This is a genomic window from Sphaerisporangium flaviroseum (genome assembly GCF_039537005.1).
Lineage (GTDB): Bacteria > Actinomycetota > Actinomycetes > Streptosporangiales > Streptosporangiaceae > Sphaerisporangium > Sphaerisporangium flaviroseum.
Map to the genome: position 1 here is coordinate 1 of NZ_BAAAZR010000008.1, position 23,196 is coordinate 23,196.

At 70.1% G+C, this 23,196-nt stretch carries 15 protein-coding genes; 7 read left to right on the forward strand and 8 right to left on the reverse strand.

The window, feature by feature from the left end:
* Positions 1 to 1,613: 1,613 nt before the first annotated feature.
* From ABD810_RS16430 to ABD810_RS16445, 4 genes are all read right to left on the reverse strand, one after another.
* Complete coding sequence (locus ABD810_RS16430) at positions 1,614 to 3,080, reverse strand: phosphodiester glycosidase family protein (RefSeq protein WP_344940050.1); 1,467 nt, start codon at positions 3,078 to 3,080, stop codon at positions 1,614 to 1,616.
* Between the two features lie 627 nt (positions 3,081 to 3,707).
* Positions 3,708 to 4,820 (reverse strand): DmpA family aminopeptidase, encoded by a 1,113-nt coding sequence (locus tag ABD810_RS16435; protein ID WP_344940053.1) that lies wholly within the window; start codon positions 4,818 to 4,820, stop codon positions 3,708 to 3,710.
* Entirely contained in the window at positions 4,817 to 6,427 is a 1,611-nt protein-coding gene (locus ABD810_RS16440) for a PucR family transcriptional regulator (RefSeq protein WP_344940056.1), read from the reverse strand. The genes ABD810_RS16435 and ABD810_RS16440 overlap by 4 nt, the downstream gene beginning before the upstream one ends.
* 144 nt (positions 6,428 to 6,571) lie before the next feature.
* A complete protein-coding gene (locus tag ABD810_RS16445) occupies positions 6,572 to 7,300 on the reverse strand; it encodes a TetR/AcrR family transcriptional regulator C-terminal domain-containing protein (protein WP_344940059.1) in 729 nt (242 codons plus the stop codon).
* A 72-nt stretch (positions 7,301 to 7,372) separates the two neighbouring features.
* Between ABD810_RS16445 and ABD810_RS16450 the strand changes: the two genes are divergently transcribed.
* From ABD810_RS16450 to ABD810_RS16470, 5 genes are all read left to right on the forward strand, one after another.
* The gene (locus ABD810_RS16450) at positions 7,373 to 8,893 is read left to right on the forward strand and encodes an MFS transporter (RefSeq protein ID WP_344940061.1); all 1,521 of its coding nucleotides are present in this window, start codon (positions 7,373 to 7,375) and stop codon (positions 8,891 to 8,893) included.
* A 140-nt stretch (positions 8,894 to 9,033) separates the two neighbouring features.
* Positions 9,034 to 10,332, forward strand: coding sequence for an aspartate aminotransferase family protein (locus ABD810_RS16455; RefSeq protein ID WP_344940064.1), 1,299 nt, complete (start codon positions 9,034 to 9,036; stop codon positions 10,330 to 10,332).
* Positions 10,329 to 11,855 (forward strand): CoA-acylating methylmalonate-semialdehyde dehydrogenase, encoded by a 1,527-nt coding sequence (locus ABD810_RS16460; protein WP_344940067.1) that lies wholly within the window; start codon positions 10,329 to 10,331, stop codon positions 11,853 to 11,855. The genes ABD810_RS16455 and ABD810_RS16460 overlap by 4 nt, the downstream gene beginning before the upstream one ends.
* Before the next feature lie 236 nt (positions 11,856 to 12,091).
* Positions 12,092 to 13,426, forward strand: coding sequence for an extracellular solute-binding protein (locus ABD810_RS16465; RefSeq protein WP_344940070.1), 1,335 nt, complete (start codon positions 12,092 to 12,094; stop codon positions 13,424 to 13,426).
* A gap of 296 nt (positions 13,427 to 13,722) precedes the next feature.
* Positions 13,723 to 14,976 (forward strand): saccharopine dehydrogenase family protein, encoded by a 1,254-nt coding sequence (locus ABD810_RS16470; protein ID WP_344940073.1) that lies wholly within the window; start codon positions 13,723 to 13,725, stop codon positions 14,974 to 14,976.
* Positions 14,977 to 15,465: 489 nt separating this feature from the next.
* Here ABD810_RS16470 and gabT read toward each other — a convergent pair whose 3' ends face one another.
* Positions 15,466 to 16,860 carry a 4-aminobutyrate--2-oxoglutarate transaminase gene (gene gabT / locus ABD810_RS16480; protein WP_344940079.1) on the reverse strand — a complete coding sequence of 465 codons (1,395 nt, stop codon included), beginning with the start codon at positions 16,858 to 16,860 and terminating at the stop codon, positions 15,466 to 15,468.
* A 109-nt stretch (positions 16,861 to 16,969) separates the two neighbouring features.
* Here gabT and ABD810_RS16485 point away from each other — a divergent pair, with 109 nt between their 5' ends.
* Positions 16,970 to 18,445: a PucR family transcriptional regulator gene (locus ABD810_RS16485; protein ID WP_344940082.1), complete on the forward strand. Its 1,476-nt coding sequence runs from the start codon at positions 16,970 to 16,972 to the stop codon at positions 18,443 to 18,445.
* Here ABD810_RS16485 and ABD810_RS16490 read toward each other — a convergent pair.
* Complete coding sequence (locus tag ABD810_RS16490) at positions 18,442 to 19,086, reverse strand: TetR/AcrR family transcriptional regulator (protein WP_344940085.1); 645 nt, start codon at positions 19,084 to 19,086, stop codon at positions 18,442 to 18,444. The two genes, ABD810_RS16485 and ABD810_RS16490, sit on opposite strands and share 4 nt — an antisense overlap.
* Positions 19,087 to 19,316: 230 nt before the next feature.
* Here ABD810_RS16490 and ABD810_RS16495 point away from each other — a divergent pair, with 230 nt between their 5' ends.
* The gene (locus ABD810_RS16495; protein ID WP_344941947.1) at positions 19,317 to 20,744 is read left to right on the forward strand and encodes an aldehyde dehydrogenase family protein; all 1,428 of its coding nucleotides are present in this window, start codon (positions 19,317 to 19,319) and stop codon (positions 20,742 to 20,744) included.
* Positions 20,745 to 20,817: 73 nt separating this feature from the next.
* Here the strand turns inward: ABD810_RS16495 and ABD810_RS16500 are convergent, their stop codons facing one another.
* Complete coding sequence (locus ABD810_RS16500; protein WP_344940087.1) at positions 20,818 to 21,891, reverse strand: trypsin-like serine peptidase; 1,074 nt, start codon at positions 21,889 to 21,891, stop codon at positions 20,818 to 20,820.
* A 51-nt stretch (positions 21,892 to 21,942) separates the two neighbouring features.
* Complete coding sequence (locus ABD810_RS16505) at positions 21,943 to 23,052, reverse strand: trypsin-like serine peptidase (protein ID WP_344940090.1); 1,110 nt, start codon at positions 23,050 to 23,052, stop codon at positions 21,943 to 21,945.
* Positions 23,053 to 23,196: the final 144 nt, after the last annotated feature.

Here is a 23,196-nt window from a genome sequence, read left to right on the forward strand (position 1 = left end):
CCGAACCCCTTTTCACCGTCCAGGTCCCCCTCGTCATGTCCGCCGAGCACCTCGTCGTTGGCCACCGCCTGCAACGGTTCGTCGTCATCCTTTGACACGGCCTCAATGGCTGGCGTCCAACCACCCCAGCCGGGAGCCGGCGGGCTCCCGCCGGCAGTGGTGAGCAATCGATCAACAAGCTCCGGCCAGAAGGGGCCCCGGCTCACCCACCCGCCCCCAGGTTTCCCGCCGTAAACGGCGCCGGATTCGCCGCCCCGCTTCCCCCCGCGTCGGCGCCGCACCACACCACCCGGGCACCGGAGGTAATCCGCGCCCTGGGTCCGTCGACCTGAGCCTCAGCGAGCATGAACCCATGGAATGGCTTGGTGAGGAACCCATGAAATGGTTCGGCGAGAATGGGCCCCGGCTCACCCACCCACCCCCAGGTGGCCCGCCGCACAACGGCGCCGGATTCGCCGCCCCGCCTCCCGCCGCATCGGCGCCGCACCACACCACCCGGGCACCGGAGGTAATCCGCGCCCGCGGGCCGTCGACCCGAGCCTCAGCGAGCATGAACCGGTGGAATGGTTCGGCAAGGAACTCATGGAATGGTTCGGCGAGAATGGGCCCCGGCTCACCCGCCCACCCCCGTTTCCCGCCGTAAACGGCGCCGGATTCGCCGCCCCGCTTCCCGCCGCATCGGCGCCGGCTAAAGGTCTACCGGGCGCCGGTTGGGAAGTCCCGCATGGAACGGGGACTACCGGCCGCGAGCCCATCGCGACGAGACACGATCGCCAGCACGGATCTTGAAGACGGCCACAGGGATGGATTGTGGTGAGGTCTTGGTGGTGTGGTCGAGGGGACGGGCGCGGATCACGTCCGGTGCCCGGGCCGTGACTTGCGGCGCCGACGCGGCGGGAGGCGGGGCGGTGAATCCGGCGCCGTCTACGGCGAGGAACCAGGGGCGGGTGGGCGAGCCGGGGCCCATTCTCGCCGAACCATTTCATGGGTTCCTCACCAAGCCATTCCATGAGTTCCTCACCGAACGATTCCACCGGTTCATGCTCGCTGAGGCTCGGGTCGCGGGCGATGCCGGCGCCGATCCCCTCCGCTGCCCGGACCTTGAATTGGGGCGCTGAGGCGGTGGGAGGTGTCGCGGTGAAGGTTATGTCGATGCGCGGTGGGGACCGGGGGTGGGTGGGCGAGTCGGGGCCCATTCTCGCCGACCCTTCGGCATATTCATGCTCGCCGATGGTCGGGTCGCGGCGAAATGCGGGCGTTGATCACCTTCGGCGCCTCGGGTGGTGTGTTGCGGTGCCGAGGCGGTGGGAGGTGACGCGGTGATCTCGGTGCCGTGGTGCGGCGGGCAACCTGGGGTGGGTGGGTGAGTCGGGGCCCCTTCTGGCCGACCATTCCGGCCGTTGATGCTCGCCGGTGGTCGGGTTGCGGCTGATGTGGGTGTCGATCACCTCCCCTGCCCGGGCCGTGAATTGCGGCGCCGAGTACGGCGGGCACCCCCGGGGTGGGCGGGTGAGTCGGGGCCTATTCTGGTCGGCCGTTCTTCCCAGCGGTTCTTGTCGTTCTCACCGCCACAGACCTCACGCCATTTCAGCCTTGACCCCGACCACGCCGTCTTAGGGAAGGATCAAAAGGGCGTCGCCTACGCCGCGTTCGGCGCCGTCGGAGGGGTGGTTGACCACCTTGCCCTTGACGACCATCGCGCTGGAGCCGCCGCCGTCGAGGTTGATGGCCTGGCGGGCGCCGAGCCAGAGCATCAGCTGCGCGGCCTCGACCATGGAGGCCCCCACGGTGACGCCCGGCTTACGGCCGTCGACCGTGGCGAGGATCAGCTTGCCCGACTTGGTGACGCCCGCCATGGTGCGAGGATGCCGCCGGAGGATCATGTTCACGTTGGCGTGACCGTCGGCCTTGGCGGTGATGCGCTCGTGGCCGTTACGGACCAGGCCGACGCCGCCGCCGATGATGCTGGTTTCGGGGGTGAGCGGGATGCCCTTGCCGGTGCGCAGGTCCGTCACCTTGGTGGTGACCTTGAGGCTCCACTTCTCCCAAGCGTGCGACCAGACCCAGTCGGCCATGATCCCGGTGCCGTGCAGTACGCGGGTGCCGCGCGGGACCTTGCCGCCGGCCGGGCGAAGCTCCAGCACCTGGCCCTTGTCGTCCAGGACGGCTTCCGCCCCGTCGTCGGCGGGGGTCTTCGCGCCATACTCCTCGGTGTAGAGCACGAGCTCGTCCGGCCCGGCCATACGGTTGACGCCGTTGATGGTCGACTTCTCCCCGTCGGAGGAGGTCGCGGTGGTCGTGCTCTTCACCTCGGTGATGCGCGCGGTGCGGCCCTTGAGTATGAGCGCGCTGCGGCCCACGACGGCTTCGCTCAGCAGGCGGCCGTCGACCACCGAGATGCCCACCGGCTCGCCTCGGAGGTTCTTCGCGGTGTGGATGTTGAAGAATCCGCCGTTGACCGCGGCGATCGCGCCGACTCGCTTCGCCATCGAGGATGGAGTCTCCCGTTTGGCGACGTTCGCTCCGATGCTGGCGTGGTAGGAGCCGCGGAAGGCACGGGGGTCGACGGTGAGCACTCGCAGGTTCCACGGGCCGGTGGTCTGCAGCCCGTCATCCCCGAGGTAGTCGACCTTTGCCTTGATATTGGCATCTTTGAGCTGCTTTACCACCTTTTCGGCCTTGCTGCGCTCTTTCAGAGTCCATAAGCCGATGCGAGCCGTATAGCCGCTTCCCTCGGGATAGTCGGCTACGCCGGGCCGGGTGAACTGCTGGACGCCTGCCTCGAATCCCGCGCCCCGAGCCGTTTCCGCCGCGGCCTCCGCCTCCGCCTGGGTGCCGTAATCCTTGCCCTTGATGAGCAGCGACACCGTGTATCCGTCGGTGGGCTTTCCATGGACCACCGTGAACAGGTCGATGCCCGCCGCGACCGCCTTCTGCTTCTGGGTGACGGCGCCGGATTGCCCCAGCGGGAAGCTCGCCGTCGGCAGCCTCGAGCTGACCGAATCCGCGTTCGCCGGTGCGGGGGCGGCGGTCGCGAGCAGCGACAGGGCGGCAAGACCGGCGATGAGGCGACGTGGCATCAAGGGCTCCCGTGGGTGATTCAATCCTTGATGCACCATGGTCTTGGCAAGGACTCACCAAGTACGGGTAAACACGCCAACGTCTACGAGAATGTAACCGGCCGTCTTCCCGTGTTCGAAACGAGCGGCCACGGTCCGTATTCGCCCAACGCGCCAGGCCAGGCCGCCCGTCACGCCTCTTCCGTTGAGCGCGTCACCGCCTTGCGTCCGGACACGGGTCGCGGGGTTGGCCGCAAGGGGCTACGTAAATCGGGTCAATAGCCTGGTCATTCCGGGTCAGCGCGCCACGATCGCCTGCGGGGCCCCACAATGCGGCGTTACGGTTCGTTAGGCCGCAATCACGGAGTTGGCGGCACACCTTCCTTGAGAGGCACCCGTCATGGGGCTCAACGTTCTTTTCCTCATAATTCTGGCGAGCATGAGCCTTGGCTTCATCGTCGGAGTGATCATGGCCCGCCCCCGCCGTTGGGATGCGTACGTCTGTGCGGACGACGCGGCGCACGCCGAGACAGGCCGAAAAAGCGGCGCCTGACCGGCCCACCCGTCTGCCCCTGAATGCGGCGCCTGACCGCCCCCCCGCGAGAGCGGAGACGGCCTGTCCGCCCGACCGGCCTGCGCGGCGCCGGGTCACCTCACCAGTTCGGCGAGCCGCTTCCCTTCAAGGCCGTGGACGGTGACACCGTCGGCGCCGGTCATGGTCTGTCCGGCGACCAGGGCGTTGACGATGGCCTCCTCGGTCGCCTCGATCACGGCGTAGAACAGCGGGTCGATGTGGTCGTCCGCGAGGACCGTCACGTCGAAGGTGCGCGGCGGGTCGGCGTCGAGCACGTTGGCCGGCAGGTTGCGGTTGGCGGTGGAGAAGCACAGGAAGCCGTCGCCGCTGGAGTTCTCGCCGGCGCCGCCCGTACGGGCGACACCCAGACCGGCCCGCTGGGCGAGCCTGCGGCACTGGTGGGGAAGCAGCGGCGCGTCGGTGGCGACGATGGCGATGATGGACCCGGCACCCTCGAACTTCGGCGGCGTGGGTCTCGGCACGTCGTCGAGGCCGCGGCCCACGGGGACGCCGTTGACCGTCAGGCGCTCTCGCGCGCCGTGGTTCGCCTGGACGAGCACGCCGACGGTGTAGCCGCCGTCCTCCTCGCCCAGAACCCGGGAAGCGGTGCCGATGCCGCCCTTGAAACCGTGGCAGATCATGCCGGTGCCGCCGCCGACCCCGCCCTCGGCGACCGGCCCGGTCGAGGCGGCGTGATAGGCCGCCTTCACGTGCTCGGTCCTGACGTGCCGGCCGTCGATGTCGTTCAGCGTGCCGTCCCAGGTCTCGCCGACCACCGGCAGAGACCAGGCCTGCCGGCCCTTGCCCAGGGACGCCACCTCGATCTCCACGAGGGCGTCGCGGACCACGCCCACCGAGGCGGTGTTGGTCAGCCCGATGGGTGAGCCGAGTATGCCGAACTCGTCGAGGAAGGCCATGCCGGTGATCTCGCCGTTGCCGTTCAGCCAGTGGTAGCCCGCGTACACCGGTTCGTCGAACGCCGAACCGCCATGCGGCAGTACCACCGTGACGCCCGTGCGCACCGGGCCCTGCCCGACGACGCGGGCCCCGTCGCCGTGGATGAGGGTGGTGTGGCCCACCCGGACCCCCGCGACGTCGGTGATGGCGTTGTGCGATCCGGGGGTGCCGGTGCCGATCACGATGCCGTGGTCACGTGCCCGCATGGCGGTGACGTCGCCGAGGCTCAACGGCTCTCCCTTCGGAACGACTCCAGCGCCAGCAGGGCGACGTGGAGTGACAGGCAGGAGTCGACGTCGTCGAGATCGGTGTCGAGGATGCGCTCGAGGCGGCGGAGCCTGTCGTAGAAGGCCGGCCGTGACAGGTGGGCGCGCTGGGCGGCGACGGCCTTGTTGCGCCCGGCGTCAAGGTAGGTGCGCAGGATGCCGGTCAGGTCGCCACCGCGGTGGGCGTCGTGGGCGAGCAGGGGCCCCAGCTCGCGTTCGGCGAAGGTCTGCAGCCGGGCGTCGTCCCGGAGCAGGTGGAGCAGGCCGCGGAGCCGCAGGTCGGGCAGCCGGTAGAACGGACGCCGGTCGGGCTGGCGCGCGGCGGCCTCGGCGACCTGCTCGGCCTCGAGGAAGCTGCGGCGTACGTCCCGGATGGAGTCGACGACGGAGCCGGCGGCAAGGACGAAGGGGGCGGCGAAGGCCGTACGGAGCCGGTCGGCGAGGGCGGTGAGGGCGCCCTCGGCCAGCGTGCGGGGCGGCAGGGGAAGCAGGACGCCGATGCGGTTCTGGTCGAGCGCGCCTACGAGGGCGGGCAGCCTGGCGTCGCGGCAGGCGGCGGCCGTGGCCTCGGCCAGCTCGCCGAGCTGGGCCTGGAGGTTGAGCGCCGTCTCATTGGAGTCGGTGAGCCGGAGCACCACGCTGATCAGCTTCCGGCCGGTGAGCGGGACGCCGACGGCGCGGGCGCGGGCCGCCGCCTCCTCCGGGTCGGAGTAGGCGTGGGTCAGGATGCCGGTGATGATCGTGCCGTGGGCCTGCCGCTCGAGGCTCTCCTGGTGGCGTTCGAGCAGCCGGCCGAGCGCCAGCGTGGTCGCGGCCCGCTCGGCGAGCACGATGTCGCGTGGCCCGGGCGTCGCCTCGCAGATCAGGATGAGCCGCCCCCAGTCGTGGCCACGCGCGCCGACCATGGTCACCAGCCAACCGGACGACGGGTCGTAGGCGGTGCGCTCATGTGGGGCCACCGCGCGCGACCGGGTCTCCCAGTTGGCCAGGAGCATGCCGGTGTCGCGGCCCGCGAACTCGCAGGCGAGGACCTGGTGCGCCAGGTTCTCCAGGAGCACCGGCCGGGCCGACAGGCGGGAGACCTGGCTCAGCACCTCGGCGGGCGAGGCCCCCTCGACCGACAGCTCGGTGAACACCTCGTGGAGCTGCTCGGAGGCGCGCAGCTCCTCCAACTGGATGTCGATGATGCGGGCGTGCACCGACTCGGTGATCTGCACGAAAGGCGTCTCGCGGGCGAGCGTGACCAGCGGGAGGCCGTGGGTCTCCGCCGACTCGACGACCGCACGCGGCAACTCCTTGATGAACCTGCGGCCCAGCTCGACGATGAGCCCGGAGGCGCCCACGGAGGCCAGGTCGGCGATGTAGTCGGCCAGCTTGTCGGGCTCGTCGGGGAGGGCGACGCCGGTGGTGAGGATGAGCTCGCCGCCGCGTAGCAGGTGTGCGATGTCGCTGACCTCCCCGACATGCACCCAGCGCACGCGCGTGTCCAGCCGATCGGCACCCGCGACCACTTGCGGGCTGCCTCGACGGACGGCGTCCAGTGCCAGGACGTCGCTGAGGGTCGGTAGCATATGTCCGAGCCTAGCCGATCAATATGTAAGACCGACCTCTCACTACCTGACACACTGTCGAGTCCGGGCCGGTCGCCGGCAGAGGTCTTCACGATGGTCAGCGGTGGTCGGTGGTGGTGGACCGCCGATCGGTGGTGACGATGCTCAGCGCTGGCGGAGCCGGGCCTCCAGGCCGTCGAGCATGGACACCAGGCCGAAGTCGAAGCAGAGGTTCCGCGACGTCGTCATGTCGACGTTCTCGAAGCTCTTGTAGCGGGCCAGCAACTCGGGATAGTCGGCGGCGGCGACCTGCATCTGGGGGCGCATGCTCTCCATCCATGCCTCGGTGTCCACGTTCGCGCGGCCGATGGTGTTCATCCAGCTCACTTCCGGCATCGTGGCGCCGAGGGTGTAGGCCAGGACGGCGGAGACGGCGTGGTCAAGGCTCATGCCGGAGAAGCCGGCGAGCTCGAACGCCTTCGTCAGCTTGTCGGCGGCGGCGAGGGCGTTCGGTCCGAGGCTGGGCATCGAGCCGACGAGCGTGACCGACCAGGGATGGTTGATCATCGCGCCGCGCAGGCCGTAGGCGAACACCGCGGCCACGTCGCGCCAGCCGTACTCGGCCGGGACGGGAACCCGCGCTTCGGCGTAGACCTCGTCGAGCACGAGCTCCAGCAGCTCCTCCTTGTTGGCCACGTGCCAGTAGATGCTGGTGGCCCCTGAACCGAGCCGGGCGCCGAGCCTGCGCATGCTGAGCGCCTCCAGGCCTTCCGCGTCGAGCAGCTCCAGCGCGGCCCGGACGATCTGGTCGCGGCTGAGCGCAGGCTGCTCCCGGGCGCGCTTCGGCGCGGGTTCGCGGGCCCAGACCGAGGTGAACCGGGGCTTACCAGGCACGTGAGAATCTCCTTCGTTCGCCCAAGGATAAATCTCTCGCACACCGTCCGAGTACTATCGTACGCTGTGCGAGTGAACTCGAATGGTGTACGAGAAGAGAGCGGCGACACGGGGACCAAAGATCCCCGGCGGTGGTGGATCCTCGGGGTACTGTGCCTGAGCCTGCTGGTGCTCGTCGTCGACAACACGGTGCTGAACCTCGCGATCCCCTCCCTCGTCAGGGAGCTCGGGGCCGGGCCGGCGGACGTCCAGTGGATCATCGACGCCTACATCCTGGTCTTCGCCGGCCTCCTGCTCACGGCGGGAAGCCTCTCCGACCGGTACGGGCGGCGGCGCTTCCTGATCATCGGGCTCGCCCTGTTCGGCGGGGCCTCGGTCGTGGCGATGCTCGCCCAGGAACCGTGGCAGCTGATCGGCGCCCGCGCGCTCATGGGCGTGGGCGGGTCGTTCCTGATGCCGAGCACGCTGTCGATCCTGGTCACTGTGTTCGACGACTCCGAGCGCCGCAAGGCCATCGCGGCCTGGAGCGCGGTCGCCATGGTCGGCGTGATCGTGGGGCCGACACTTGGCGGCTTCCTGCTGGAGCACTACTGGTGGGGCTCGGTGTTCCTGCTGAACGTGCCGATCGCCGCCGTCGCCATCCTGGCCGCGGTGCTGCTGATGCCCGAGTCCCGCGCCCCGGCCCGCCGTACGGACCCCCTCGGCGCGCTGCTGTCCACGGTGGGCATGACCGCGCTGGTCTACGTGGTCATCGCGGCGCCCCGCGAGGGATGGACCTCCCCCCGGGCGCTGGTCGCGATGGCCGTGGGCGTGGTGGCGCTCACGGGGTTCGTACTCTGGGAGCGACGGTCGGACCATCCGATGCTGCCGCTGTCACTGTTCCGCGACCGGAACTTCAGCGGCGCGTCGTTCTCGATCGTGCTGATGTCCTTCGGCACGGGGGCGCTGCTGCTGATGCTCACCCAGTATCTGCAGTTCGTGCTGGGCTACGGGCCCATGAAGGCGGGTCTCGCGCTGCTGCCGTACGCGGTCGCGGCGGCGGTGTTCAACGGGGTCGGCGCCGGGCTGGGGCAGCGGGTCAGCAACCGCGTGCTGATCGCGCTGGGCTTGCTGGTGCTGGCCGGAGGGTTCGTGGTGCTGGCGCTCATCGATCCGTCCGACGGGTACGGCATGCTCATCACCGGCCTGCTGATCATGGGGGTCGGCGGCGGCCTGGCGGGACCGGCCGCGTACGCGACGCTGATGGGCGCGGTGCCGCAGGAGCACGCGGGCGTCGGCTCGGCGCTCAACGACACCGTGCAGCAGGTCGGCATGGCGCTGAGTGTGGCGATCCTCGGCAGCGTGCTCGCCGGGGTCTACACCGCCCGGATGCCCGAGAGCGCTCCGGCCGCGGCCAGGGACTCGATCGGCGCCGCCATCGAGTTGGGAGATCCGGGCCTGGCGAGGACGGCGAGGGACGCCTTCGTGTCCGCGATGTCGCTCGGGTCGTGGGTCGGCGTCGCGTTCACGGTCGCCGCCGCGGCGCTCGCCTTCACGGTCCTGCGGCCTCGTACGGCCCCCGTGGCCGAGCCGCAGCCCCAGCCCGTCGCGTGACCCTGAGAATATGTCTAGACATCAGGTAGATATACCTTCAGGACATTAATAGCTTGGGATTTGCAGCATGTAACGTGAAGTGCTGGTGTGCCGACACCTTGGAGGTGGGAGCGGTGGCTATAAGTAGCCATAATCGGAGTATGTCGGACCTTCTGCCGCGCCATCGTGCGGTCATGCCCAACTGGTTGTCTCTCTACTACGACGAGCCCATCGAGATCGTACGAGGGAAGGGCAACCGCGTCGTCGACGCCGAGGGCCACACCTACCTCGACTTCTTCGCCGGCATCCTCACCAACATGATCGGGTACGACGTCCCCGAGGTCCGTGAGGCGGTGGAGCGCCAGCTCGCCACCGGAGTCGTGCACACCAGCACCGTCTACCTGCTCCGCGCCCAGGTGGAGCTGGCCGAGAAGATCGCCAGGCTGTCGGGCATCGAGAACGCGAAGGTCTTCTTCACCAACTCCGGCACCGAGGCCAACGAGACGGCCCTGCTGCTGGCGACGTACGTGCGGAAGTCCGACCAGGTGCTCGCCATGCGGCAGAGCTACCACGGCCGCAGCTTCGGCGCGCTGTCGGTCACGAGCAACCGCGCCTGGAAGAACAACTCCCTCTCGCCGTTCAACGTGCACTTCCTGCACGGCGCCGACCGCCACCTGCCGCAGTTCGGTGGCATGTCGGACGCCGACTACATCAAGGCCTGCGTCGAGGACCTGCGCCACGTGCTCGCCACCGCCGTGTCCAACGACGTGGCCGCGCTCATCGCCGAGCCGATCCAGGGTGTCGGCGGATTCACCATGGCCCCCGACGGCCTGTTCAAGGCTTACAAGGAGGTCCTCGACGAGGAGGGCATCCTCTTCATCTCCGACGAGGTCCAGACCGGGTGGGGCCGTACGGGGTCGGCCTTCTTCGGCATCCAGAACCACGGGATGACGCCGGACATGATGACCTTCGCCAAGGGCCTCGGCAACGGGTTCGCGGTCGGAGGCGTGGTCGCCCGGGGCGACCTGATGGACGCTCCGCACGCCATCGGCCTGGCCACCTTCGGCGGCAACCCGATCTCCATGGCGGCCGCCAACGCGACCCTCGACTACGTGCTGGACAACGACCTCCAGTCCCGCGCCGCCATCACCGGCGCGATCCTCATCGACGGGCTGCGCGAGGCCAGGGGCCGCCTGCCCATCGTGGGCGACGTCCGGGGCAAGGGGCTGATGTTCGCCCTGGAACTGGTCGACCCGGCCACCGGCGCCCCGGCGCCGGCGCTGGCCGCGCGGTTCATGGAGGAGACCAAGAAGCTCGGCCTGCTGGCCGGCAAGGGCGGCCTGTACGGCAACGTGCTGCGGATGGCACCGCCGCTGACGCTCACCGACGACGAGGCGCGCGAGGGACTGGGCATCATCCTCGCCGCACTCGAGACGATCAACAAGGAGACGGGCAAGTGACGCACGGCCGGCCGGCGAAGCAGGTCACCCACTGGATCAACGGCGCCGAGGTGGCGGGGGGCTCCGCCCGGCGGGCGGAGATCTTCAACCCGGCCACCGGCGAGGTGGGCGGTCACGTTCATCTGGCCGGCCCCGAGGACGTCGACGCGGCGGTGGCCGCGGCCGCCGCGGCGTTCCCCGCGTGGCGGGACGCCTCGCTGATGAAGCGGGCGCAGGTGCTGTTCCGCTTCCGCGAGCTGATGTACGGCCATCGCGACGAGCTGGCGGCCCTCATCAGCGCCGAGCACGGCAAGGTGCACTCCGACGCGCTGGGCGAGGTGGCGCGCGGGCTGGAGGTCGTGGAGTTCGCCTGCGGCATCCCCCATCTGCTCAAGGGCGGCTTCTCCGAGAACGTCTCGACGAATGTGGACTCGTTCTCGATCAGGCAGCCGCTGGGGGTCGTGGCGGGGATCACTCCGTTCAACTTCCCCGCGATGGTCCCGATGTGGATGTATCCCATCGCGATCGCCTGCGGCAACACCTTCGTGCTGAAGCCGTCCGAGCGTGATCCGTCGGCGGCGCTGCTGATGGCGTCGCTGTGGAAGCAGGCCGGCCTGCCCGACGGCGTGTTCAACGTCGTCCAGGGTGACAAGGTCGCCGTCGACCGGCTGCTGGAACACCCCGACGTACGCGCCGTCTCGTTCGTGGGCTCCACGCCCATCGCCCGATACGTGTACGAGACGGGTACCAGGCACGGCAAGCGGGTGCAGGCGCTCGGCGGAGCCAAGAACCACATGCTCGTGCTGCCCGACGCCGATCTCGACCTGGTGGCCGACGCCGCGGTGAACGCGGGATTCGGCTCGGCGGGGGAGCGGTGCATGGCCATCTCGGTGGTCCTCGCCGTCGACCCGGTCGGCGACGAGCTGGTCGACAAGATCGTGCAGCGCGTGAGCACGCTCACCATCGGTCCCGGCGACGACCCGGACGCCCAGATGGGCCCGCTGGTCACCGGGGCACACCGCGACAAGGTGGCCTCCTACCTCGACACGGCGCTCGCCGAGGGCGCCAAGCTCGTGGTCGACGGGCGCGAGACCCTGGTCAAGGGTGGCGCGACCGCCGCGGAGACGCCCGGCTTCTGGCTCGGGCCCACGGTCATCGACCAGGTCAAGCCGGGTTCGGCGGTCCATCGTGACGAGATCTTCGGCCCGGTGCTGTCGGTGGTGCGGGTCTCCTCCTACGACGAGGGTCTGCAGATCATCAACGACGTCGAGTACGGCAACGGCACCGCCATCTTCACCAACGACGGAGGCGCCGCCCGGCGGTTCCAGAACGAGGTGGAGGTCGGCATGGTCGGCATCAACGTGCCGATCCCCGTGCCGATGGCCTTCTACAGCTTCGGTGGCTGGAAGTCCTCGCTCTTCGGCGACACCCATGTCCACGGCGCCGAGGGCGTTCACTTCTACACGCGCGGCAAGGTCGTCACCTCACGCTGGCTCGACCCGAGCCACGGCGGCGTGAACCTCGGGTTCCCGACCAACAAGTAGGCGTGAACCTCGGGGTCCCGCGTGAACCTCGGGTCCCACGTCAACCTCGGGGACCCGCGTGAACCTCGGGGTCCCACCCACAAGTGGGCGTGAACCTCGGGTTACCCACCGGCAAGTGGCCGCGGCACCGAGCCGGCCCGTCCTCCTGGCGGGCCGGCTCCCCGGCGTAGGCGCAGGCTCGGTGCCGGCGCGGGCCGATAGGCTGCCCGGGAAAGCGCGGAGACAAGGGGGCCGGCGTGACCAGGGTGAGGCGAGGCCGTTCCGGGCTCACGGCGTTGCTCGCTTCGGCCGCCGTCGCGCTCGCGGGGTGCGGCGGGCCTGATGGCGCCGCGCAGCGGTCCGGCCTCGCACCCGCGCGTGCCCTCCCCGGCGTCACCACGACCGCGACCCCCACCGCACCCACCCCGACGGCGACGGGTTCCGACAGCCCCTCGGCGGCTCCGCCGAGTGCTTCCGTCAGCCCCTCCCCGCTCGTCTCGCCCAAGGCACTGGGGCCGCTGGAGGGTTCGGTCACCGTGCTGACCTACCGGGGCTACGCCGAGTACGGCGGGAGCGATCCGCAGTTCAACTGGGTGGGCCCGTTCGAGAGCAGCACGGGCTGCCGGGTGAACCTCCGCTTCCCCCAGGCGAGCGACCAGATGGACAAGTTTCTCGCGCAGACGGCGTACGACGTCGTGTCCGCGCCTCCCGACATCGCGGGGCGCCTGATCGCCGAGAAGAAGGTCGTGCCGCTCACCACCTCGCTCATCCCCGGCTACGACGACATTCCCCAGTGGCTGCGATCGCAGCGGTCGGCCACGGCCGGCGGCGATCAGGTGTACGGCCTGCCGTACCTCTGGGGGTCGTACATGACGCTCTACGACAGTGCCAGGACACATCCGGGGAAGGGGGCCACGATCTACTCCGATCGCGGGCCCGTCATGTTCCGGGACAGCCCGCTGTCGATCGCGGACGCCGCTCTCGCGCTGAAGAAGCAGCGGCCGAAGCTGGGCGTCAAGGACCCGTTCGAGCTGACTCCGCGCCAGCTCGACGCGGCGATGGCGCTGATCACCGAGCGGCGCGGCGTCGAGCGGTCCTTCTGGAAGGACCCGATCGACGCGCTGCAGGGCTTCGCCGGCGAGTCCGTGCGCATGGGGCGCGCCCTGCCGTACCACCTCGACCTCCTGCGCGGCGCCGGCTGGCCGGTGAAGGTCCTCGACGATGGGCCGACGACCGGCTGGGTGGACTCCTGGATGGTCTCGGCGCAGGCGCCCTCGCCGAACTGCGCGTACAAATGGCTCGACTGGATCGGCTCCGCGAAGGTGCAGCAGCAGGCGGCCGTGTGGAACGGGCTGGCACCCGCCAATCCCGATGCGTGCACCTGGGCTCCCAAGAAGTCCTACGAGACCGAGAAGTCCAGGCGGCAGACCGAGCGCGCCTCGCGCATCTGCGCCGGCTACCGGGTGGGCGACACCGCGTGGCTGAAGAAGATCCATTTTGCCGTCCGCCCGGTGAGCGATTGCGAAGGCCGCGACGGGGAATGCACCGACTATGCCGAGTGGGCCGCCAGATGGCAGCAGCTCGTGAAGTAGACGGGGCGGGCTTTACCAATGGGCGCCAGAAGGCCGCGGGCGCGCCCGTTCCCCCGCTGGGCGCCGCCCGCCAAGGCGCTCCGGATGCTCCCCCCGACTCCGGAGCGCCTCCTCATTTCATCCGACGCCTGATCTGACCACCTCTAGCCGGCTCTGGCGATCCGTGGCGGTGAGGGCCGTGGAACTCGGTTTCCGGCAGGTCGGCGGGAGATTCGCAACGGATTCCGTCGCTGTTCCGGTATTTGGCACCGCCTACAGGTTGAATGGCCAACCAGTCAGTTGATACGGTCGCTGGCATGCGCATCCTGCTCGTAGGCGCTGGTGGCGTGGGTTCCGCAGTGGTCCCCATCGCCGCCCGCCGAGACTTCTTCGACCACATCGTCGTCGCCGACTATGACCGTTCACGAGCCCAGGCCGTGGTCTCCAAACAGGTGAAGCCGGGACAGGGGGCCGCCGAAGCGACCTCGCCGGCGGACGCGAGGTTCAGCGCCATCGGGCTGGACGCCTCGGACCAGGACGCGGTGGAGGCGGCGCTCCGCGAGCACGACTGCGATGTCCTGTTCAACGCCGTGGACCCGCGGTTCGACATGCCGCTGTTCCGCGCGGCGTTGAACGCCGGGGCGCACTACCTCGACATGGCGATGTCCCTCTCCCGGCCGCACCCCTCGCGGCCGTACGAGCTGACGGGCGTCAAGCTCGGCGACGAGCAGTTCGCGCTCTCGCCCGAGTGGGAGGCCAAGGACCGGATCGCCCTGGTCGGCATGGGGGTCGAACCGGGCCTGGCCGACGTGTTCGCCAGGTACGCGGCCGACCACCTCTTCGAGAGCATCGACGAGATCGGCATCCGGGACGGAGCCGACCTGGTCGTCGAGGGCCCCGACGGGGAGGAGACCTTCGCCCCCACCTTCTCGATCTGGACGACGATCGAAGAGTGCCTCAACCCGCCAGTCATCTGGGAGAACGGCGACTGGCACACCACCGAGCCGTTCAGCGAGCCGGAGGTCTTCGACTTCCCCGAGGGCATCGGCCCGGTGGAGTGCGTGAACGTGGAACACGAAGAGGTGCTCCTGGTGCCGCGCTGGGTGAACGCCCGCCGGGTGACGTTCAAGTACGGCCTCGGCGACGAGTTCATCGGTGTCCTGCGCACGCTCCACAAGCTCGGCCTCGACTCCACCGAGCCGGTGAGGGTCAAGGGCGTCGAGGTGTCGCCGCGTGACGTCGTGGCGGCCTCCCTGCCCGACCCTGCGACCCTCGGCGAGCGCATGCGCGGCAAGACCTGCGCGGGCACGTGGGTCAAGGGCGTCGGCAAGGACGGCCGGCCCCGTGAGGTCTACCTGTACCACGTCGTGGACAACGAGTGGTCGATGCGGGAGTACGGCGCCCAGGCCGTGGTCTGGCAGACGGCCGTCCACCCCGTCGTCGCGCTGGAGTTGCTCGCCCGGGGAACCTGGAAGGGCCGGGGCGTGCTGGGTCCCGAGGCTTTCGACCCGGTCCCGTTCCTCGACCTGCTGAACGAGTACGGCTCCCCCTGGCACCTGCGGGAGCAGTGACCTCAGCGAGCGCTCAGGTGAGTGATGATGCGGGCGGGCGGCGTCCTGGTGGAGGGCGGTGAGCGCGGTCAGCTCAGGGGAACACGGCTCTTCTCCTGGAGGGCTTGCGCCGTGGCGCCGGGGTTCCGGGGAGCAGGGCCTCGGCACAGTCTTCGCAGGCCACAACGGGTGCGTCGTCGGGTAGCCTGCCGACTCGCACCCGAGGTCGCGGCCACTTCTTGTGGCAGACCACGCAGGCGTCCCCGTCGCGCTGCGGCCCGGTGAGATCTTCTGGGTCGAACGTCAGATTGAGCCGTGCCGCTCCGGTCGGTTCCCAGCTCATCACGCTCCCGCTGATCGAGTGTCTCGTACCCGAACCGTTATAGCCCCATTACGCGCTGTGATCGACTAGGTCGATGTCAAGGACGGGTTAAATCGCGAGCATCACGCCCGCCGTGTATGACAAAAGGGGCACCCGACAGCAAGCCGGGTGCCCCTTTTGGTGCGTTCCTAAACGGCCGAGATGGCCTTCTCCAGGATGCCCAGCCCCTCTTCGAGGAGGTTGTCGGAGATGGAGAGCGGCGGCAGGAAGCGCAGGACGTTCCCGTAGGTGCCCGCCGTGAGCACGACCAGGCCCTCCGCGTGGCAGCGCCTGACGATCTCTCCTGTGACGGCCGCGTCGGGCTCCTTCGACCCGGGCACGACGAGCTCGATCGCGATCATGGCGCCCCGCCCGCGTACGTCGCCGATGATGTCGAAGCGCTCGGCCAGGGCCCTCAGCCTCGGCAGCATGAGGTCGCCGATCCGCCGCGCCCGCTCGACGAGGTTCTCGGCCTCGATGGTCTCCAGAACGCCCAGCGCGGCCTCGCAGGCGAGCGGGTTGCCGCCGTAGGTGCCGCCGAGGCCGCCGACATGCACGGCGTCGAGAAGCTCGGCCCTGCCGGTCACGGCGGCGAGGGGCAGGCCTCCTGCGATGCCCTTGGCCGTGCAGATGATGTCGGGCACGATGCCCTCGTCCTCGCAGGCGAACAGGTGACCGGTACGGGCGAAACCGGTCTGCACCTCATCGGCGATGAAGACGATGCCGTTGGCCCTGGCGTACTCCACCAGCGCGGGCAGAAAGCCCCGGGCCGGCTCGATGAAGCCGCCCTCGCCCTGGATCGGCTCGATCACGATGGCGGCGACGTTCTCGGCCCCGATCTGCTTGTTGATCGCGTCGATGGCCTGCGCCGCCGCCTCCTCGGCGCAGTTCTCCGGGCCCGTCGGCCACCGGAAGGGGTAGGCCATGGGCATGCGGTACACCTCGGGGGCGTACGGGCCGAACCGGTGCTTGTACGGCATGTTCTTCGCTGTCAGGGTCATGGTGAGCAGCGTCCGGCCGTGGTAACCGTGGTCGAACGCCACGACGGCCTGGCGGCCGGTCGCGTGCCGGGCGATCTTGACGGCGTTCTCCACGGCCTCCGCGCCGGAGTTGAGCAGGAACGAGCGCTTCTCGTGGTCGCCAGGGGTGATCGCGTTGAGCTTCTCGCAGACCTCGACGTACGACTCGTACGGCGTGACCATGAAGCAGGTGTGCGTGAAGGCGGCGACCTGCTTTCGCACCCGCTCGACCACCCGCGGCGCGGCGTTGCCCACGGTGGTGACCGCGATGCCCGAGCCGAAGTCGATCAGCGAGTTGCCGTCGGCGTCCACCACCACGCCGCCACCGGCGTGCGTCACGAAGACCGGCAGCGTGGTGCCGATGCCCGGCGGCACGGCGGACCGCTTGCGAGCGAACATCTCCCGCGACTTCGGGCCAGGGACCTCGGTGACCAGGCGTCGCTCCTGGGGAAGTGAGGGGCCGCCTTGCGTTATGGGCTGCGAAGGCACGCCCGGCTGCTGGTGTACGTCGCGCTCGATGCTCATGCTTGCGACGGTACGGCCACCACCCCCGCCTGCCGACCTGGCGACATGTCACAATATTGCCGTTCTCCTTGTCCAGGTTGTACAAGTACCGACCGTCCCTGGGGGCTGGATGGCTCCGACCTTGCGACGCCTGGTGGCGATGGCGCCGCTGCGCCTGCGGGTGCTCGCGGCGGAGTGCGCGTTGGACCGGCCCGTGCGCTGGGTGGCGGTCAGCGAGCTGGAGGATCCCACGCCCTTCCTCGAGGGCGACGAGCTGGTGCTCACCATCGGGATGCGGCTGGGTGCGCAAGACGCTCAGCCGTACATCTCCCGGCTCGTCGCCCGGGGGGTGGCCGGGCTCGGGTTCGGCGTCGGGCTCGGCCATGACCGTGTCCCCCCTGAGTTCACCGAGGTCGCCGCCCGGGCGGGGCTCCCGCTGGTCGAGGTACCGAGGGAGACGCCGTTCATCGCGGTCGGCAAGGCCGTCAGCGAGCTGCTGGCGGCCGAGCGCTACGACGAGCTGAGCAACGCCCTCGCCGCCCAGGGGCGGCTGACCCGCGCCGCGCTCCAGACCGGCGGCAGGAAGGCGGTCGTCGAGCGGCTGGCCAAGGAGATCCACGGCTGGGCCGTGCTGCTGGACGAGTCGGGAGCGGTGCTCCACACGGCCGGCGAGGGGGCCGTCGAGGGCGCCGGGCTGGTCCAGGAGGACCTGGAGCGGCTACGCGCCCCCGGCTCGCCCGCGAGCCTGGCGCTTTCCGGGCCGTACGAACACGTCATCGTGCAGCCGCTCGGTGACCAGCGGCGCGTCAGGGGGTTCTTCGCCGTCGGCTCGGGACGGTCGTTCTCGCCTGTCGGGCACACCGTCGTCAACACCGCCAACTCGCTGCTCACCCTCTCCCTCGAACAGGGCAGGGACCAGCTCGCCGCCGTGCGGCGGGTGCGGTCCGCCGTGCTGAGCCTGCTGCTGGCGGGCGATCGGCGGGCCGCCGAGGAGACCGCGGAGATGGTCGGCGGCGGGCTGCCCACGGGCCCGCTCGTGGTACTTGCCTGCGAGCCGCGCGACGCGGACGAACTGCTGGACACGCTGCCGGGCTTCGCCGCGCCGTGGGGCACGCTGGTGGTCGTCCTGGCCGAGGCGGAGCGGGCCGACCACCTCGCCGGGATGGCGGCCACGGCCGGCCGGGTCGGGATCAGCGGGCCGGCCGAGCTCGCCGGGCTGCCCACCGCTCTCGACCAGGCGAACAGGGCCCTCGCCTCCGCCGCCCCCGTCATGCGCTTCTCCGACCTCGCCGGTCAGGGACTGCTCTCGCTGGTCGATCCGGGCCTGCTTTCCGGCTTCGCCACCTCGCTCCTGGCCCCGCTCCGGGAGTACGGCTCGCGCGCCGACCTGGTGGAGTCCCTGCGTGCCTACCTCGCCTGCAACGGCCACTGGGACGCCGCCGCCCAGCGGCTCGGCGTCCACCGGCACACCCTGCGCTATCGCATGCGGCGGGTGGGCGAGCTGCTCGGGCGCGACCTGGACGATCCCGCGGCCCGTGCCGAGCTGTGGATCGCGCTGTCGGCGGGCGGGCCCCCCGGACCCGCGCCGGGGGACCGGGACCGCTAGAAGGCCATCGGGATGGTGTCTTTATGAACCAGGTAGCGGCTGATGGCCGCCATGGTGACCGACGCGTAGACGCGGTCGTCCCTGAGGTGCCCGGCGCGTTCGAGGCTGACGGCCCCCTGGGCCGCCGCCCACAGGCAGTCGGCGATCTTGCGGGGCTGGGTGGGGACGAGATAGCCGGCGGAGATGCAGTCGGCGATGGCGCGATCGAGGATGTTGACCGCCGCCCTGGCCAGGGTGCGCGCCCGCTCGCTCGGCTCGAAGCTCGGGATCGCCTTCTCGAACATCACGCTGTAGTAACCCGGTTCGGCCAGGCAGGCCTCGCGGTACGCGGGTCCGAGAGAGGTGAGGTACTCCAGCGGGTCGGGGTGGCGCGGAACCGCCGCGAGCCGGCGCCGGAATCGCTCGAAGCCTTCCAGATAGAGCGCCTCGGCGAGGCCCTCCTTGTTGCCGAACATCGTGTACACGACCGTGGTGGAACATCCGGCCTCGGTGGCGATACGCCGCATCGTGAGGCTGTCGGCCCCTTGGGTGAGCAGAAGCTCTCCTGCGACGGCGATGAGACGCGCGCGTAGTTCGTCCTGAGAAGTCTGATTGCCAAGCGCGTACGCCCCTTGGAGACCGAGCGGCGCCGGCGAACCCATGAGTGACCCAGCCCCTTCTCCCCTAAGGATCCCCGCGCGGACCCGCAAGGTGACTTAACCACGTGTCGAGACCTTCAAACCGTCACGCAACAGAAAACATCCTGAAATCGCGGCATGTCTGTTATAGAAAGGGGAAAGTACGTGCCTTATGCGGAATGTAGTGGTGAGTGGGGCCGCTTGTCCGTACTGGAGTAACGCCATCGGTGATCTGGTGGCATACCGTCGGGGACATGGACGTACGCCCCTTCTGGCTCGCTGGTTCGCCCGCCACGGGCGACGCCGAGCTCACGGTGACCAACCCCCATGACGGCCGTGTCGTCGGCGTCGGCTCGGTGCCGACCCCCGATCAGGTCGAGCAGGCCGTGGCGGCCGCGCACGCGGTCCGCAAGGAGGCCGCCTCCCTGCCCATCCACGTGCGGGCGGAGGCGCTCGCCCACGTGTCGCGCCGCCTGTCCGAGCGCGCGGAAGAGATCGCCCAGCTGATCAGCGCGGAGAACGGCAAGCCGATCTTCTGGGCGCGCGGTGAGGTGGGCCGCGCGGTCGCCACCTTCCGCTTCGCGGCCGAGGAGACCCGGCGCTTCAGCGGTGAGGTCCAGCGGCTCGACACCGAGGCCGCAGCCAACGGCCGCCTGGCCTACGTGTCGCGCCAGCCGTACGGGCCGGTGCTGGCCGTCACGCCCTTCAACTTCCCGCTCAACCTGGTGGCCCACAAGGTCGCGCCCGCCATCGCGGTCGGCGCGCCGGTGATCGTCAAGCCCGCTCCGGCGACGCCGCTCTCGGCGCTGCTGCTCGGCGAGCTCCTCGCCGAGACGGAGCTGCCCGCGGGCATGTTCTCGGTCCTTCCGGTGCCGAACGACCGCGCCGGCGCTCTTGTGGAGGATCCGCGCCTTCCGGTGGTGTCGTTCACCGGCTCCGGCCCTGTCGGGTTCGCCATCAAGGACCAGGTGCCGCGCAAGCACGTCACGCTGGAGCTCGGCGGCAACGCCGCCGCCGTCGTACTCGCCGACGCCGACCTCGACTGGGCGGCCACGCGCATCGCGCTGTTCTCGAACTACCAGGCCGGCCAGAGCTGCATCGCCGTCCAGCGGGTGATCGTCGAGCGGTCCGTGGCCGAGGCGTTCACCTCCAAGCTCGTCGCCGCCGTCGAGAACCTCGTCGTCGGCGATCCGGCCGACGACAAGACGCAGGTCGGCCCGCTGGTATCGGTGGAGGCCGCCAAGCGGGTCGAGCAGTGGGTGGCCGAGGCGGTCGCCGGCGGGGCACGCCTGCTCGCCGGAGGCGGCCGTGAGGGCGCCACCGTCGCGCCGACCGTGCTGTCCGAGGTCCCGGAGGACTCCAAGGTCATCCGGGAGGAGGTGTTCGGCCCGGTGCTGGTCATCCAGCCGGTGGCCTCGGTGGACGAGGCGTTCGCCGCGGTCAACGACTCGAAGTACGGCCTGCAGGCCGGCGTGTTCACCCGCGACCTCGACGTGGCCTTCCGAGCCAACAAGGAACTGGAGGTCGGCGGGGTCATCATCGGGGACGTGCCGTCGTACCGCGCCGACCAGATGCCCTACGGCGGCGTCAAGGAGTCGGGCATCGGCCGCGAGGGCCTGCGCTCGGCCATGCAGGACTTCACCTACGAGAAGGTGATGGTCCTCACCGGCCTCACCCTCTAGATCCGACGCGTACGCGGGGCTCCCCGGGCGGTCCGCCGCCTGGGGAGCCCTTTCGTGTGAGGCGAGGCCGGGGTCAGGCGTTCTGGGCCGCCTCGTAGATCTGACGGGCCTGCGCCCCGAAGTAGGGGCCGTACATGGTGGCCGGGTCGTCGCTGTACTTGAAGCTGCTGACGGAGGTGACGACGCCCTGCCCGGTGGCGGGGTCGAACGAGCTCAGCCACGGGCCGCCGCTCGACCCGGCCGTGAGGTCACACCGCATGCCCTGGTCGTGGGTCTGCTTGTGGGGATCGCGGTGGACCTCGCCCGCGCAGTAGATCAGGTGCCGGCCGTCGTAGGGCGGGTCGGCGGGGAAGCCGAACCCGAACGCGGGCCTGCCGCGCGGCACGTCGAACGCGATCTCCTGGCCACCGACCGCTTCGTTCAGGTGGCGGCGGTCGGAGGGATTGACCGCGATCATGGCCAGGTCGTAGCTGTCGTCGCCCTTCGCCGACCAGGGCTCGGGGACGAAGATCCGCCGGGCGGTGAAGACGCCGTAGGGCCGGCGGCCCGCGTCGTATCCGGGCACGAACGTCCAGTTCTCGGCCCAGGCTCCCACCCCGTCCTTGGCGCAGTGCCCGGCCGTCACGACGACGTCCATGTTCCTGCTCTTGACGGCGCTCGCCGAGCAGACGTAGTCGACACCGCTCAGTGTGAGGAACACCCGGCCGGTGGTGCGCGTCACCGCTCCTCCGGCCGCCCACCGGGCGCCCCTGGTCTTCAGCCGGGGCGCGCTCGCGGCCGACGCGGAGGGCGCGGGCGAAGCGGCGGACGCAGGCTCGGCGGCGGCGATGCGCAGAGGCAGCGCGCCGGAGGCGACGTCACCGATCTGGGCGGCCGAGCCGAGCACGCCCGCGGGCAGCGCCCGCGCCATCCGCCGGGGAGTCCAGTAGTCCAGAACGCGGCGCTGCTCGGCCCCTGTGCGGGCGGCGATGTGCTGGACGACACCGCTCGACGCGATCGACGAGATGGCCGCGGTGGAGAGGGATGTCCTTTCGTTCCTCATGACGGCTTGGCCGGCTCCGCGGGGAGCCGCCGAGCCGGTGGGCAGAGCGCCCACCAGCCCGGCGACGAGCGGCACGGCGGCGATCAGGGGGAGGATCGGGGTCATGGCTCCCGAGTTTGGACTACCGATGGTTGCCTTGCGGATACTTTCGGTAAATCAGGTGGCCTCCTGGTTCTGGGCCGCGGTGTAGACGGCCTGGGCCTCCGGGCCGAAGTACGGGCCGAACATCCAGTAGGACGCGAAGTTGTACTTGAAGCTGTTCACCGAGTTCAGGGTGCCCGCTCCCGTGCTCTCGTTGAAGTTCAGGAACCAGCCGCCGCCGCTGGAGCCGCCGGTCATGTCGCAGGTGAGGCCCTGGTCGGTGGAGACGAGGAAGTCGTTGAACACCCTGCCGCTGCAGTAGATGAGCCTGGATCCGTTGTACGGGCTTCCGGCGGGGTACCCGAAGGCGTACATCTGACGCCCGCGCGGCTGGTTGAAGGCCACGCCCTGGCCGCCGACGACGTCGACGAGGTTCTGGCCGTTCAGCGGGGCGACGACGGCCGCGGCCATGTCGAAGTTCATGTCCTCACTGGCGTTCCACTGGGTCGTGGTCAGCAGGTTGGTGGCCACCCACGTTCCGTACGGGCGGCTGCCGTTGTCGTAGCCGGGGACGAACACCCAGTTGGTGTGGAAAGCGCCGCCGAGCTTCACGCAGTGCCCTGCGGTGATGACGACGCTCTTGTTCGCGCTGGTGACCGCGGTGCCCGAGCAGGAGGCGTTGCGCCCCTGGTAGGTGAAGAAGACGCGTCCCTCGGTCTTCACGATGGTGCCGCCCGCGGTCCAGGGGCTGCCGGAGGACCGGGCCGCGAGCAGGGATGCCCGTGGCGACGGCGTGGCGCTGGGCGAGGGGGAGGCGCTCGGGGTGACGGACGGGGTGACGGACGGAGCCGGGGTGCTGGGGTCGGACGGGGTGTCGGCACGCTTCACGCTGTTGGACCCCGGCTTGACCGCCACCCCGCCGCCGCTGCCGCTCGGCGCGGTCGTCGTGCGCCCGCCGCGTGACCTCACGAGGTCGAGCGGCTTGGCCGCGGCCATCTTGGCGGGGGTCCAGAACTGCTTGACCACGCGCTGCTCGGTCTTGCTGTCGGCCGCGTCGTGGACGATGGGCCGTGGCGGGGCGGACGGCTTGGCGGCCTCGGCGGTGGAGGCGCTCAGCAGGATCCCCGCTGCGGCCATGGGCGAGATCGCGAGGATGGGGATGAGACGTCGTGCCTTGCGATGCATGCGTTTCCTCCATGCTGATGATCGCGCCGGCCGGGCACGCTCCCGCGGGGTCGCGCCCGTCCGTGGACCGGCGCGCTTGGTGCTTGCTCGTGCCCGGCTCCCGCTCTGATCGGGTGCCATGTCCTGACGGGGGAAGGTAGTGCG